At 41.8% G+C, this 14,574-nt stretch carries 16 protein-coding genes; 4 read left to right on the top strand and 12 right to left on the bottom strand.

Annotated features, from left to right (window positions below; all coding sequences use genetic code 11):
• Window positions 1-44 precede the first annotated feature (44 nt).
• The 4 genes from AB5026_RS17770 to AB5026_RS17755 all read right to left on the bottom strand — a co-directional run bounded on the left by AB5026_RS17770 (window position 45) and on the right by AB5026_RS17755 (window position 3,639).
• Window positions 45-656, bottom strand: coding sequence for a hypothetical protein (locus AB5026_RS17770; RefSeq protein ID WP_368214070.1), 612 nt, complete (start codon window positions 654-656; stop codon window positions 45-47).
• Between the two features lie 278 nt (window positions 657-934).
• Window positions 935-2,416: an NlpC/P60 family protein gene (locus AB5026_RS17765; RefSeq protein WP_368214069.1), complete on the bottom strand. Its 1,482-nt coding sequence runs from the start codon at window positions 2,414-2,416 to the stop codon at window positions 935-937.
• Between the two features lie 142 nt (window positions 2,417-2,558).
• Entirely contained in the window at window positions 2,559-3,074 is a 516-nt protein-coding gene (locus AB5026_RS17760) for a hypothetical protein (protein WP_368214068.1), read from the bottom strand.
• A 100-nt stretch (window positions 3,075-3,174) separates the two neighbouring features.
• Window positions 3,175-3,639 carry a hypothetical protein gene (locus AB5026_RS17755; protein WP_173734003.1) on the bottom strand — a complete coding sequence of 155 codons (465 nt, stop codon included), beginning with the start codon at window positions 3,637-3,639 and terminating at the stop codon, window positions 3,175-3,177.
• Between the two features lie 1,192 nt (window positions 3,640-4,831).
• Between AB5026_RS17755 and AB5026_RS17750 the strand changes: the two genes are divergently transcribed.
• Window positions 4,832-5,203, top strand: coding sequence for a hypothetical protein (locus AB5026_RS17750; RefSeq protein WP_368214067.1), 372 nt, complete (start codon window positions 4,832-4,834; stop codon window positions 5,201-5,203).
• A gap of 86 nt (window positions 5,204-5,289) precedes the next feature.
• Here AB5026_RS17750 and AB5026_RS17745 read toward each other — a convergent pair whose 3' ends face one another.
• The 6 genes from AB5026_RS17745 to AB5026_RS17720 form a co-directional block, all read right to left on the bottom strand.
• On the bottom strand, window positions 5,290-6,021 hold the full coding sequence (locus AB5026_RS17745; protein ID WP_173734002.1) for a hypothetical protein: 732 nt from the start codon (window positions 6,019-6,021) through the stop codon (window positions 5,290-5,292).
• Window positions 6,022-6,164: 143 nt separating this feature from the next.
• A complete protein-coding gene (locus AB5026_RS17740; protein WP_368214066.1) occupies window positions 6,165-7,124 on the bottom strand; it encodes a hypothetical protein in 960 nt (319 codons plus the stop codon).
• A 93-nt stretch (window positions 7,125-7,217) separates the two neighbouring features.
• The gene (locus AB5026_RS17735) at window positions 7,218-7,787 is read right to left on the bottom strand and encodes an HD-GYP domain-containing protein (RefSeq protein ID WP_368214065.1); all 570 of its coding nucleotides are present in this window, start codon (window positions 7,785-7,787) and stop codon (window positions 7,218-7,220) included.
• A 71-nt stretch (window positions 7,788-7,858) separates the two neighbouring features.
• On the bottom strand, window positions 7,859-8,416 hold the full coding sequence (locus AB5026_RS17730) for a hypothetical protein (RefSeq protein WP_368214064.1): 558 nt from the start codon (window positions 8,414-8,416) through the stop codon (window positions 7,859-7,861).
• 144 nt (window positions 8,417-8,560) lie between these two features.
• Entirely contained in the window at window positions 8,561-9,196 is a 636-nt protein-coding gene (locus AB5026_RS17725) for a hypothetical protein (RefSeq protein ID WP_368214063.1), read from the bottom strand.
• Window positions 9,193-9,348 carry a hypothetical protein gene (locus AB5026_RS17720; RefSeq protein ID WP_173733997.1) on the bottom strand — a complete coding sequence of 52 codons (156 nt, stop codon included), beginning with the start codon at window positions 9,346-9,348 and terminating at the stop codon, window positions 9,193-9,195. The genes AB5026_RS17725 and AB5026_RS17720 overlap by 4 nt, the downstream gene beginning before the upstream one ends.
• A gap of 127 nt (window positions 9,349-9,475) precedes the next feature.
• On the opposite strand from AB5026_RS17720, the gene AB5026_RS17715 reads away from it, so the two are divergent.
• Window positions 9,476-9,742 (top strand): hypothetical protein, encoded by a 267-nt coding sequence (locus AB5026_RS17715; protein ID WP_368214062.1) that lies wholly within the window; start codon window positions 9,476-9,478, stop codon window positions 9,740-9,742.
• 30 nt (window positions 9,743-9,772) lie between these two features.
• Window positions 9,773-10,093: a DUF1653 domain-containing protein gene (locus AB5026_RS17710; protein WP_368214061.1), complete on the top strand. Its 321-nt coding sequence runs from the start codon at window positions 9,773-9,775 to the stop codon at window positions 10,091-10,093.
• An 83-nt stretch (window positions 10,094-10,176) separates the two neighbouring features.
• Here AB5026_RS17710 and AB5026_RS17705 read toward each other — a convergent pair whose 3' ends face one another.
• On the bottom strand, window positions 10,177-11,928 hold the full coding sequence (locus AB5026_RS17705) for a DUF1002 domain-containing protein (RefSeq protein ID WP_368214060.1): 1,752 nt from the start codon (window positions 11,926-11,928) through the stop codon (window positions 10,177-10,179).
• A 288-nt stretch (window positions 11,929-12,216) separates the two neighbouring features.
• On the bottom strand, window positions 12,217-12,675 hold the full coding sequence (tnpA, locus tag AB5026_RS17700) for an IS200/IS605 family transposase (protein WP_368214059.1): 459 nt from the start codon (window positions 12,673-12,675) through the stop codon (window positions 12,217-12,219).
• Window positions 12,676-12,810: 135 nt separating this feature from the next.
• Between tnpA and AB5026_RS17695 the strand changes: the two genes are divergently transcribed.
• Window positions 12,811-14,493 (top strand): RNA-guided endonuclease InsQ/TnpB family protein, encoded by a 1,683-nt coding sequence (locus AB5026_RS17695; protein WP_368214057.1) that lies wholly within the window; start codon window positions 12,811-12,813, stop codon window positions 14,491-14,493.
• Window positions 14,494-14,574 lie beyond the last annotated feature (81 nt).

The following is a 14,574-nucleotide window of genomic DNA, read 5'->3' as shown; positions in this document are numbered from 1 at the left end:
CACCCACGCCCATGCGGTATGATAAATCTAAGTAATATCATATCCTATGGACGTGGTACTCTGCCTAATTTGATAGATATGTCATCATATTTCGCTGAAAAAACTTTCCTAAGGATTTCAGGAGGAGTGCAATCCAACTGTAGGAAATCGCCTAATTGTTTTGGCAGCTGCGCTTCTAAGTCCCACAACAGAATGGATTCGCTCATTGCAGTCAGATACTCTCTTATCTCCTGCCCTGCTTCAGATTCCCGCCTCTTTTGTGGCATATTTTTGTATATGTTTATTGCGGTTATACAGCCGTTATCATATTCTGCTTGGAGATATATTTTCTCCATATATTTTCTCAGTCCTTCTCGGCGTCTTCTTTGAAATATCTTTTTCTGCAGTGCCTCAATCGTGGTCAATGTATTTTCGGTTGGTTCTAAGTCCATCTGTGGAATGAAAAATTTCTCTTTTCCAAAATCGACCTGCAAATATAAACCGTCATGTGCTCCACGGCGGCAGTAATCGGCGAAAAAGTCGGAGACAATCTCGTACAGCATGAACATACCGTATTTCGTATCTGGAACATTAATGCAGACCCTATGGTTCCCATTTCCATCCAATAATGCAGCGTCAATCATCTTACAGAGTTTGTATCTGTGAATCCATTCCATTTTTTTCTCCTCTCGTTATTGCTAGTCTTTATTTCCTATTTGCAATATGCGAGATTTTGAGACATAAGAAAAAGCACCAGACAAATCCAGTGCTTGCGTGTTTCTGTTATCTTTGCGGTGCCAAACTTACACCGCCAAAGACAACACATAACACTTGAAATATTCCTGATTTTCTGCTATACTATATTCATGCGCAAGACAGCCCTTAAGGGCAGTTGGTAATGGAGGCATTACCATCGATGCAAGACCCGGTGTTTTTACACCGGGTCTTGTTGGTTTTATACTAATCTCCTAACACTCAAAATTGTTCTATAAGCCGCATTGTCGCTTATTTTAATTCCGTCTCTTGAATTTGACGCATGAACAATCTGTCCATTTCCCATATAGATAGCCACATGGCCGCCGTAGCAAATCAAATCTCCTGGCTGTGCATCCGCATAAGAAACCTCACGCCCTGCGTTCTGCTGTTCATAAGATGTTCTTGGAAGGCTCACGCCAAAGTTTGAATAGACACTTTGTACGAATCCTGAGCAGTCAGCGCCATTTGTCAGGGATGTACCGCCCCAGACATAAGGATTTCCGACAAATTGAGTCGCATAATCTACAACGGAAGAGCCGGAGCCTGAAGCACTTTCACTGCTGCTTTCTGTGCTGCTATCGCTTGAATCTGCCGCTTCATTGCTTGGCTCATCACTTGTTTCGCTGTCTGATTCGGCTTCATCTGTTTCATTACTTTCCGCCTCATCTTCGCCATAATCCTCTTCTTGATTTCCTTCTCCACTCATGTCATCGCTTTCGCCTGAAGTATCCTCCTCTTCCCCAGCGTCATCTGACTCTTCGTCCTCTCTATCTGATTCCTCATCATACTCGTTGTCATCATCCTCCGGCTCTTCATCATTCTCCCCATTGTTTTCATCTTCTTCATATTCATCTGAGCCGTCTTCTTGTTCTTTCGCTGCTTCTTCAGCCGCTGCTTCAGCCGCGGCCTGCTCTGCCGCAATCCTCTCAGCCTCTGCCCTCGCCGCAGCCTCTTTCTCTGCGACAATCTGCTCAATCTCGGCCTGCTGCTGTTGAATCAGTGCTGCGTAATCATTCGCCATCTGTTGAGCATAGGCAATTTCATTGTCACAGTCTGCAGAACTTGCACGCTTGGAATCAATCGCAGCCTGCAGGTTTGCCTGCTCGGTCTCCTGCTCCTGCTTCATCCCTTCAAGTTCAGCTTTTTCCTGCTGATAACGGTCTTCCAGTTTCTGTACTTCTGTAATGGTATTTGCATATTTGTCCAAACATTTTCGGTCGTATGTATACATTTTTTGTGTGTACTCAGCATTGTTAAGAAGGTCAGTCAGGCTCTCTGAATTCATCATCATCTGAAACCAGGCTGTGTCGCCACCCTTTTCGTATAGATACTGAATACGTTTCTTCATCGCTTCGTACTGTTTTTCTTTTGCTTTTTTTGCCTTTTTTATGTTGTCTTCTGTTTTTGAGATATCGGTTTCCTTGTTAGCGATATCTCCTTCCAGCGTCTGGATGGACACCATCACGTTAACGAGGTTTGCATCCAGAAAGTTGATTTCGTTCTCCAGCTGCTGTTTCTGTGAATACAAATTATCAATCTGTGAATAAGTTTCGTTTAACTGCTGGTTTGTAGCCTCCTGCTCAGCCCGCAGGTCATCTTCCCTGTCAGCATAAACACTTGCAGCAGGCATGGCAGCGCTCAGCATCATCGCTAAAGTTAAAGTTACAATTTTTTTTCTCATTGTCTGTATTACCTCTTTTTCTTTGTTATATTTGCTGTCTTTCAGGCAGCAAATATAATATGCCGAATTTTAAATAAAATGTAACATTTGCGAAATGTTTTGTTTTTGCGCGCAAAGAAAAAGAGCCGATAGGCTCTTTTTCTTACTCCCTTCGATACGAAATCCCAATTTTTTTACACACCTCTTCAGCACTGGCGTCTAATGATATTTCTTTCCACTTGTCTAAAGACATATTAACCCCGGAATAATACAATTTGTAATAGTTTACGCGTCCGAATGTGAGCTCGACCTCGCCAGGAACTCCGCCAAAATCATATTTAGTACTTCGTGAGTATATCCTCAGTGGAAATGTGCTTTTCACAAAACCGACATCCAGAACGACATGAGATTTTGTGAAGACGATATCTCCAACCTTAAGGCTTCCGTCAATTGGCTTGTTGAGAATCATTGGTCTATCTGGCCTGCCACTCATAATCTTTTCAATCGTTTTTCGTCTTTCTTTACATCTATCCATTCGTTCTTTGTATTCTTTTTTCTTTTCCTGTTCCTGAAACATACTGCAAACATAGTCCAAAATTTTGCCGTACAATTTCTGACAATCTTTCGCCCCGTCGTGATATCCGGCTTCGTATCCTTTTTCATATTCTGTTTTTTCCATATTATATTTCCTCTTTCTTTTTTAGTTTCTTACAATATGCCGGAAAATAAGCAGCAAAGAAACGCATAAAAAATGCCGGCAGCCAAAGCCGCCAGCAAAATCAGCATCGCAAATATGGTATTCCAATCGCCCGGCAGACATCGTCCGTTCCGGCGTCATAAGAAATTTCTTTCCATCGTGTAAAAGATACGTTAGCACCTGAATTGTACCAACGGCAGAGTTCTGGCGCCCCGTAGAGGCTCGGATAGCCGTAATCGTATCGTGTACATCTAGAATATACTTCCAGGGGGCTGACACTTTTGACAATACCGATATCCAGCACGGTATTTGCCTTGGTGTAGATAACATCTCCAACCTGCAGGTTTCCGTCAATTGGAATGTCCCGGAAACCTCTTCTTTCGCTTCTTCTTTGTGGCTGTTCGGAAATCAGTTTTCTTTCTTTTTGTTCTTTTTTCTGAAACGCCTTGCAGAGAAGGTCTATCACATTGGAATATATCTTCTGGCAAAGCCTAAAGCCGTCAGAAAACCCATCTTCGTAACCTTTTTCGTATTCTGTTTTTGGCATATCTTTTGTTCCTTTCTTTTTAGTTTTTTACAATATGCCTGAAAATAAGCAGCAAAAAAACGGCATGTTACTCCGGATTAAGCCGGCATGCCGTTTTTCTTTCCATTATACATTCCAGCGCTGCCACGTGCTACTGCAGATTACACGAAGCCCCACGCTGCTTTTTTTTGCTCTTTTTTGTGGCTGTTTTTGTCGTATACACGAGATTTCATCTCTCTCTGTGTAACTGACAACCACCTGCCGCAGTCAGTTTTTCCCGGGGGTCCTTCGTGGGAGTCCCCGCCGAAGACTTAACCGTCTGCTTTCCCAAACTGGCAGTTGAAAAATAGAATTTGCCGGCGGTCCGCCAGGTCCGCCAAAACTGTTTTTTTTGCTATATTTTTTTTGTTGTTCTTACCCCTCTGCTCCAAATCTATGATTGAACCAGATAGCATTTTGCTCAGGTTTCCCCATTCAGAAGCAGGCTATGCCTGCTATCTTTCATCGGGCAAGAACAACCTGTCCCTTGTTCAGCTACACGGAATACATCGCTTCGCTTAACTTCTGCCTCCTTCTGGCTTACGTCATCGCCAGGTATAGCGCGTCCTTAGCGTCACGGATTCTCACCTCTCGACCAACCTATGCTGAAAAACTACAAGGGTACAAAAACTTATCGCCGCGCTCTAACACCCTTCCACTTGCGGGGCATGCGAATACCTCGTTCCTTACATTCGCAGTTCCCAAAAAAAACTTAATTCATGTATTTAGCGGACACTGGCCGCTTTTTTTTGCCTTTTTTGTCGACATTTTGGCCATTTTTTGCACTACCATGCAGATTAGCCTGCGCATCCGGTACTCGGCGCCAGAATTGTGCCCGATGCACTTAAAAAATGTAGTTTCCGCCCGGCCGGAGCAGACCTGCATTTTTCACAGGTTGACAAGGCTTCTTTGCTGCCCTGTTGCCTGCATATATAATATGCCAAATAAAATCCCAAAGAGACGTTTTTTTTAAATATTTTTTTTCGTATAATTCGGTGAATTTACACTCACCTTCACCAGACACGGGCGGGAAGTTCCCGCCCGACGATGACGGCAAGCCTGGTCGCGGTTTCCCCGTCCATCGATGGCGTTTCTTATTGTGGGATTTTTTTGCATATTAAGTATTGATTATTTAATTTATTTTTTAATTTTTAATAAGAAAGGAAAATTTATTATGGAAAACATTAAAATGACAGGAATGATTTTTGAAAACGGCGGACACGTAAAATTTGCGAATCTGACTCCGCACGACGTAAATCTCATCCTTCCGGATGAGACTATCTTTACAATCCCAGCCTCTGGAATTATCGCTCGTGTTGGATGTCATTCAGAACAGGTCGGAATACTTGGATGCATTCCAGTAACGAAAACGGTGTTTGACACCGTTGTAACAGACCTGCCAGAGCCACAGGAGGGAGTTATCTATCTGACTTCTACACTTGTGGCACAGGCTGTGCCGGACAGAACTGACGTTCTTGTCCCGGCAGACCTTCGTCGCGACGAGGCAGGCCGCATCATTGGTTGTGGAGCGCTGCAGCGTTTCTAGTCCTGCCAAAGTCTTTAAGAGAGATTTTGAATCTCTCTTTTTTTTTGCACGCAAAAAGGAGACCATCTGGTCTCCTTCTGAACAACTCAGCGCGTTTTTATCATGCGGATGCCGGCCGTTCCAACCTGGTAATTCGCATAGATGTATCTGTTGCCATTTGACAGCACATACAATTTTCCGGACACCTTTCTTCCGCAAATTTTCGTTGTGAAAGAAGCAGCACCGGTTTTTTTGGAGAGATTAAGTTTGACTTTTTTTGCTACGCGTACCGTCTTTCCGGTAAAACCACGTCTCATGTAGATGTCAGCCTTTCCGTTTCTTACGGAAATGACAAGCCGAGTAAATCTTAACTGGTCATCAGTATTGACTTCTCTTGCTTCCCACTTGCCAGAAAAATTATTAATTCTGACATTCTTTTTAATATTTTTGGGAAGTGATACTTTGCTGACATAGTGATAAACGATAGTCTCAGATGTCCTTACGGATTCAAGTGTTTTATCTCCGTAATAGAATCTTACCTTTTCCTTTCCGCTTGAAAGTGTTAGTAGATTATCGAGTGCCCATTTTCCGGATTTCTTATTTCGTCCAGTCGTCATCGTGAATGTTTTGTTTGCTTTGACTTCCAGGTTAGAAATACCAGATTTGGTTTTTGCCTGCCAATAGCCAATGACCATGTCTTCCCTTGTTGCTCCGCTGCATACTCCGTACTTGCTGAACACGAAGTTGTTCCTGCAGGCAGCCGCCGGAAGTGCTGATACTATCAGTGTCATCACCAGTGTCAATAACATTACCAATCCTCTTTTTGCGCTTTTTTTCATTTTTTGTTCCCCTTTCTTTGTGTGTCCTTCTTTGAGAAGGAATCTTTCTTTGCACTTTCAATATGAGTTTTGAGGAAAAAAATAAAAAGCAGCCGCGAAGCGGCTGCCCGTAAAACCCTAAACCTATCGAATCCGATAGGTTTTTATTCATCGGCTCTGTCTCTGCCCATTTCCATTTCAACTTTGTCAAGCACCCGGTCCGCAGCAGAATCGTGCTCACGGATATAATCAAACTGCTTCTCAAAAGCCTGATGCTCAAAACAGAACTTTTCATCAATCTTTGTCAGTGTATGAATATTGCTTTTTACATCCGTCTCTTTCAGGACATTTACATACGCCTGAGCAATAACATCAGGTCCTTTGTCTTTTGTCATGTCATAAACCTCATCAATATCCGGAACTCCGTTGAATACGTATCCTTTCATCATTTCCTGGACTTCTTCAACAGAATTTGCGAAACCATCGTCTTCCAGAGATATTCCTGTTAATTCAGCAGAATCACGGATATTATTTTTTGCCATGATTGACGCATCGTCATAACTGATATTTGTTCCAGGCACTTTGTACGTCTGCCCGAGGACCTGCTCTGTCATATCATGTACCATCGCCTGTTCTTTCCCATCATGCAGCCTTCCATTCCGTTGTGCCTCCTCTTTCATTCTTTGGCGCTGCTGTTCCGCCTCTCTCTGCCTTGCAGCCCGTTCACGCTCCAGTCGTGATTCATCCGTCTTATTCCTTTCAGGCTCTTTTTCCTGATTCTCAGTCTGTCTTTTTCTGATAAACCTTGGCCGCTCTTGGCGTTCTCCTCCCTTTTGCTGCTGTGCTGTGTCAACATCACGCATGGCGTCATCTGTCTTTACAAATTGCTTTTGCGCTTTATTTTCACTTCTGGACATATTTTCGTCTTCTTTTTTGGATGCTTTTAATGCTTTATGTATGTCAAAGAATGCATGACCTGTTTTTTCTGCTGTTTTTGCCATACCAGCAGCTACAGACAAGCCTTTCGCTGTGATATCGCCATCCATATACTTCTCAGCACCCTCAAGTTTCCGTTCTGTATTTTTTATTATTTTATTTGCGTTTCTCTTTTTTTCGTTACTCATAAGCTTGGCCTCCTTATTTTTCTTATCTGTGCCAGTATGCAGGATTTCCCAAAAAACAAAAAAACCAGGCCTTGCCTGGTTCCTGCAGTTCTTTCAGCATGTGAGTATGGATTTGATTTCTTCTGCACAACAATTGAATGCGTGCACGACATCCGGGTCATACATCTTTCCTGCGTTCTTATCTATTTCTTTAGTGCATACAGCCCATGGCAGTGCTTTCCGGTAGCAGCGGTCTGAAGCCATAGCGTCCAACGAATCCGCGACCGCAATAATCCTTGCAGATAGCGGGATGTCGGTTCCGGAAATCCCATTCGGATATCCATTGCCGTCATATCTTTCGTGATGCGACAGAACGACATTTGCAACTACAGAATTTTTTGGATTTACTATAGCATACCCATATCCGGCATGTTTCTTGATTTCAGAGAACTCTTCTTCCGTAAGTCTTCCAGGTTTGTTTAGGATGCTTTCATCCACACGGATTTTTCCGACATCATGAAGTCTTGATGCTTCATCCAGCAATTCCATGTCTGCGCTACAAAGTTGCATAGTCTTTCCTATGGCGCGTGCGACATCGGCTACCCGTGAGGAATGTTTGAACGTATATTCGTCTTCGTTTTTAAGAAACTCGCACACGTACTCTGGCATTTTGTCTTTTTGCATATTGTTTTCCTCCTATCTTTCTTCCTTTGGACGCCTACAATATGCAAAACAAGCAGAAAAAAGAAAAATGGCTATTCCTCAATATCGAAGATGTATTGTTTGACATACCCTTGTTCGTGGTCCAGTTTATATGTCATCTTCTGTTCGTTGGATGGATACTTCATTCCAAGATTTTTAATCGCGATTTCTTTTACTTTATTAATATCTACACTTGAATTCAGCTGCGCTTCATAAGCCGTGTTATCCTGTCTCATTTCTGTCAACTGTGACTCTGCATTCGCGACTTCTTTTATTCTATATGTCAAACCAGACTTCGCCTGGAGATAACTGATGCAGCAGAAAATAAGCACTACTGACATTAGAGAAAGGAATATAACGAATCCCGGGCTCATGCTTTTTGCTGCTGCCCTGTTCTTCAAAACCGCTTTGCTTGTCTGTTTCTTTGGCCTCTGCGCCACATCCGGCTTTGCCGTTTTTCTTTTGTAAGTGTTTTTACTGTCCGGAAGCATTTCCAATTTTCTTGCCGCATTTCCGTAAATATACGGCTGATGACCTGACTGCGGTCTTCCCGCTCCCTGACGATATGGACTTGCGGAATGCCTGATTCTGTATGTTGTATTTTGTGTCATTTCTTTTGCCGTTCCTTTTTGTTTTTATACAATATGCGGAATTTTTTGGCAAAAATTTTTAAGTATTATTTAATTTTGTGTTACAAAAAACGGCAGCATCACTGCTGCCGTTAAGAAAATTGGAAGTATTTCGGATTGTATATTTTAGATTTCTTTTTCTTCCTCGTTGACTGGAATGACTTCGTATTGGCAAAAAGTTCCGTCATAAGTGTAATGAAGCCGGATAATTCCATTTGCTGCATCGAAATAGACCATACAGGTCCTTTCTTGTGCGGCTTCTTCGTTCTGTGTATATGCTTCTTTACAGGCCAGAGTACATGCCTCTTTGAATGCTTCCTGTTTTGTAGAAAATCCATCATATACTGCATCATCTTTTCCGCCACGGGAAAAAGCAACCTCAATCCGGTAATTGCCTTTATATTTTGGCTTTGACGAATCTCTAACGTATTCGCATGCAACTGCAAGTGCAACATTTCCATTCTCGTCCAGGTCATTCTTAGTCCATCGGTTTTCATCATCGCATACGCAGCGAAGATTCCAATCATCAATGGTAAGAAGTCCCGTGTCGGTTTTCATCCATAGGATGATAGCCTTTTTGTATGCGGCTTCAGGCGAATCTGCTTCCACGATGAATGAGATATGGCCATCTTTCAGCATATAAGTAATGTTGCCATCACCATCTTCGCATTCTATTTTTTTGCTGTAAGATACACTTCCAGCGCTGTGATACCACAACTGCGTATGACCGTAGACGTTAAAAACAACTTCGTATTCTTTCATTCTTCAACAACTCCTTCCTCTAATGCTTCAGCATACGCCTCATCCAGCAGTATCTGCACCTGGCATTTCTCGCATTCGTCGTTTTCGCACCAATTGCAGAGAATATTTCCCGCCTTTGTTAATTCCTGGTATTTCTCCTTTGTCATTTTCATTTCTTTTCTCCCTTTCTTTGTAGATATTTTTTTTGCGTCAAGAATAATATGCGTGATTTTCTACGATGCAAAATTCAGCATATTAAGTATGTAAAAAAAATCTTTAAAAAAAGAAAGGAACTGTAAAATGGAAGTTAAAGAAATCAAGAATAAAGTTGAAAAAACGTTTTGTGCAGATAATGGAAAGCGTTTCTCAGTTGGAACAGATATCTCTTTCGTCCTGGCGGATACTGGAGACAAATGCATCGGGACTATTCGAAAAATTAAGAAAAAGCATATAGTTATTGACAACATCGAAATTAATGGAAAACCGTTACCGATGAGAGATTTATATGCAAAAGTCCCATATCTGGAAATTCAGCCAAACAGTTGTGCGTATGTGTATTGCGATTGATTTTTTATTTATTAAGAGAGGAGAAAAAACATGTTCAGAATCAGAAAAGTAAACAAAAAAAATATTGCAGAGGAAATCAAGTCAGGTGACATTGTCCAGCATTTTAAGCGTACTGACGATATGCAGGCAAACGAATATCTTTACCGAATCATCGCCGAAGCCAAGCATACAGAGACAAACGAATATATGGTCGTTTATCAAGCGATGTATGGCGATTTTCAGACCTACGCCCGCCCAATGGCTATGTTTCTCAGCCCAGTCGATAAAGAGAAATACCCGGACGCAAAACAGGAATTCCGCTTCGAGAAATGCCAGTTTTCTAACGACGGAAAATGGCTTCCTGAATTTTAGACAAATTTAAGGAGAAGACCTTTGGTCTTCTCCTTTTTTTCTTGTCTTCCTGCTTTTGTTTTTTTTATTTTTCGGCTAACGCATTACTCCGCAGCTACAGCCTCTGTGTCGTCGCCTTTGTTGCTGCCATCTCCGGCATCGCTTTCTGTCATTTCGTCTTCGATATCACCATCTTCAGTATCTGTCTTTGCAAATTCTTTTTCCAGTTTTTTTGCATCGTCTTCAGAAATCTTACCGTCATTCAGGAGTTCTTTTACCTTATTCAGAAAGGCCTCGGACGCCTGTTTTGTTTTTTCAGTTTCCGCATCTTCACCTGTGCTTTCGCTTGCATTTTCATTCCCACTGGCTGCGCTATCCTTCTCAGTAGCCAGCGCATCATAATATGCATCTAAAAGCGTTTTTGCTACGTTTGAAATCTTTTCGTCCGTATTTGGATTTTCAACATTTGCGTCCTTGTCGTCATTGCTTTCTTCATTAAAGGCAAAATGCTCCTTTAAATATTTTTCAATCTTTGAAAATCCTTTTGAGGCTTCTTCCCCAGCGTTTTTTGTGATTTCAGATAAATCATACCCAAAAATAGACACGGATTTATCTTTTTTGTCTTTCTCGGTATTGATTGTCTCGTCAGTTGTATCCGCATTATCGGCATCTTCCTGTGTAGGGTCTTCTTTACTGATATCTTCAGAGCCTTCTGTCTGCTCTTCGTATGTATCTTCTGTCACCGGGGTCATCTCGTCGTCACCCTGTTCGTCGCTGACATCTGTGGAAGAAAGTGAATCATCGGATGAACTGTCGTCCGTGCCAGTGCCGCTTGAGTCTTCGTCCATGTCATCTTCAATCACTGCAGCGTTATCAATGTCGCTCATATCGTCCTCTGTTGTGTTGACAATCATTCCAGGGTCATCTGTTGAGGAAGAGATGACATTATCTCCAAGTACACTGTCGTCCACCTGGTCCGTAATGCTGTCGCTGTCTTTCGTTTCTTTCTTTTCTTCCTGCTTGTCTGATTTATCCGTATCTTCTTTTTTGTCGTTCTTTATTGCTTCCAGCTCCTGTTTGATATTGTCGCCAATCTCCTCCAGGTTCTTTACATAAGAATCATCGTAATCCTGGTTAGCAACATCTTCAACCAGGTCCACGATATTGTCAATCTGCTGTTCTGTGATATTGACGTTGTTATTGTTGATGATGTTCGTTACGGTATTCTGGATGTCGGTTTTGTTTGTAACATTGTTTTGCACAACTTCGGTTTTCGCCTGGTTTACGATGTTCTCGGCCTGTGCGGTGCCAATGTCTTTTGCAATATCTTTCGTGATAACGACTTCCTGCGTGGCGATATCTTTTTTATCTTTATTGATGACCGTTCCGGTTGCCTTTTCATAAGCCATCATAACGCCCGTGAGTGCTCCGGTCCCGGATACCTGGAATGGACATGCGGAAACAACTTCGCAGTTCTTGATTCCAAGGTCTGCCAGTGTAGAAGCAATCATGTTTGCAGTGACATACTGCAGATTTGCGGTCCTTACCTTGATTCCACCGGATTCGGTTGGTTTAATGTAAGCACAGCTTACCGTCCTTGTTCCAATCTGTTCAAGCGGGATGTACCCGGAAAGGTGTGAAACCTCATCTTTGTTTGTGACAGTGATTTCCTGCACACTCTTATCGCCGGAAATCCCGAAATATTTCATCATTGTCTTTTTCTGCTCTGCCGTCAGGTCATTTCCGATGGAAACGACTTTTGACGCATCGGCGAAAACCGGCTGCAAGGCCATTGTCGGTAATGCGGCAGCGGTCATCACGGCCGAGCAAACGATTGCTAAAATTCTATTTTTCATTATTTTTTTATGCAGATTTTTTTCTGCTTTCCTCCTGTTTTTGTTGTGCTTACAATATGCAGGATTTTTACCAGAATGGGAATTTTTTGCGAAAGAAAATTTTTTCAGTGCAGGATGCCAGAAATTCTGCATATTACGGAAAGAAAAACTTAAAAAGGAGAATAAAATATGCAGAAAAATATAGACACATCACCAAATTATCATAATGGCGCGTAAAACCGCGGCCAATCCTGATGCGTATTACTTAGATTTACGTGTCAGGTTGTCCGTCGGATGTAAGCGCCGGTCTTATTTTTTCTTCTTATACCTGCCAGTCTTCTCATACTTACGCTTATGGTATTCTGTACACTGAGATTCCACATATTCTTTGATTTTGTCTAATGTAACTCCGCCTGTGGTTGCGATAAAATAAGACGGGCTCCATAAAGATACGTCACCAAACAAATATTGACTTACATATTTGTCATATTCTGCATTTAAATGTATCTTCTTAGATGTCTGCGTTTTCAATACGCGTATGATATCTGACGGCCGTTCTTGCGGAGGCATGGATATCAGCAAATGCAGATGGTCTGTATCCGATTCTGCAGATATCAATTCACCGCCATGCTCTTTACATATCTCTGAGCATAGCATCTTCATAAAATCCCCAATCTCATCAGATATCACTGGTTTCCTGTATTTTGTAACAAAAACAAGATGGTATGTCATCAGATATACAGAATGTGCTTTTTTCTTATACTCCATATTAAAAATCACCTCACAAATCAAATTTAAGTCAACTTGACTATATTTATAGTATATGGTATAATATAAGCATAGTCAAGGACTATCAATATAAATTTAAGTCAATTCGTTCTTGGAAGAAAGGAGGTATATATTATGCGCACATGGAAAATGATAATCAACCCTAAGAAAAATAAAGAAGACGCTGCGTTCTGTCAGTATTTTAAGACAAACACCGCAGATTTCAAGTGCATGTATAATGTTGCCAATTTCTATATCCGGAATACGATGACTGGTATTAAAAAGTCTCCGGAGGAACGTACACGCCTGGAGACTGAAGTCCTGCACTATGTTTTTACAGGCATCCAAAAGGCCAATGAAGCCATTGGACAGAAGCGAATGAAAAAGAAGTTTGAGGATTTGAAACTTGCTCAGGTTGGTGGCATGAACTGTGCTGTCATTGCTTATTCTCTCGCCAGCCAGGAACCATTTCAATATCCCACAACCAAAAAGTGGTTTTTGTCGTACAATACGCTGGATGCTATTTTTAAATTTACAGACAATCCGGTGTATAAAAGAATGAACAGCCAAGTGAACCAAAATGCTATCAGGAAAGTGATTGCTGCATGGGAGGGATATTTTGAATCCTTAAAGCAGTATAGGATAAATCCGGCAGGCTACACAGGAAAGCCAAAGATTCCAGGATACAAGAACACAGAAGAATCTACCGCATGGTTTTCAAAACAGGTAGCGAAACTGAAGGAAGAAGACGGGAAGTCATATCTTCAGTTTGTTAATCAGAAAGAACGCTTCTGCATTGGCAAGGCATCCATATATAAAGGACTGCAATATGTAAAAACCGAGATTAAGCCAGTCTACGGACGGTATTGTCTGCTGGTAACATTTGACGATAAGGTAAAGGCAGTAGAGCCGCCAGCAAACCCTGAGCGGATTCTTGGTCTTGACCCTGGAGTAAGCAACTTTCTGGGTGTTGCAAATAATTTCGGAGCTGTTCCTTTTGTCATCAAGGGCGGAGCTATCAAATCTGTGAACCAGAGATTTAATAAACGGAGGTCAGCACTACTGTCGGTTCTTACAAAAGGAAGCGACAGTCAGCATTCTGTAAAATACAGTGAACAGCTAAATACTTTAAGTAAAAAACGTGATTCTTTTATGTGTGATTACTTTTATAAATGTGCATGGTATATCTGTAGATATGCACAGGCTGCCGGTGTAGAAGTGATTGTAATGGGACATAATGAAGGTCAGAAGCAGGAAGTCACTCTCGGAGATAAAAATAATCAGCATTTTGTAGCGATTCCATATTTAAAGTTCATCACAGTTTTAAAGACGGTTGCTGCTAAATGTGGCATCGCCGTAGTTATCAGAGAAGAAAGTTATACTTCCAGAGCAAGCCTGCTGGATATGGACAATATCCCGACATATAAACAGGGAGACGATACTAAATATCAATTTTCTGGTAAAAGAATCCACCGTGGACTGTACAAGTCCAGGAACGGGACCGTTATGAATGCTGATATCAATGGAGCGTCAAATATCTTACGCAAAGAATACACACATGCCTTTGACAATGTGAAAGATTTTACATATTTGTATGAGACAACATTTGCGATTGGATATAAAGATTTGTATAACAACGCCAAAGCTATGGATGAAAGACCTGATGGATATCGTTACCATAAAGCAGGATTTGGAAGTAAGGTCCGCCGTAAATATAGAAAACAGAGCCGTATGGAATACTGTAAACTTTTTGGCAAAAGTAAGTTTGTATGGATGACAGATAAGAGAGATAAAACGCAGGCTGAACATGCTGCGTAGATAAAAAGGTAATCCCCGTAACAGGGGATAGAGGGATAGTGTTAGTCCTGCGAGGCGCTTTTCGGCCTCGCAAAGAAGCCG

It is taken from the genome of Blautia sp. RTP21359st1_E11_RTP21359_211015 (assembly GCF_040910705.1).
Classification (GTDB): Bacteria; Bacillota; Clostridia; order Lachnospirales; family Lachnospiraceae; genus Blautia_A; species Blautia_A fusiformis.
Note: the sequence above shows the minus strand (reverse complement) of the source record. Positions and strands in the feature narration are given on the sequence as shown.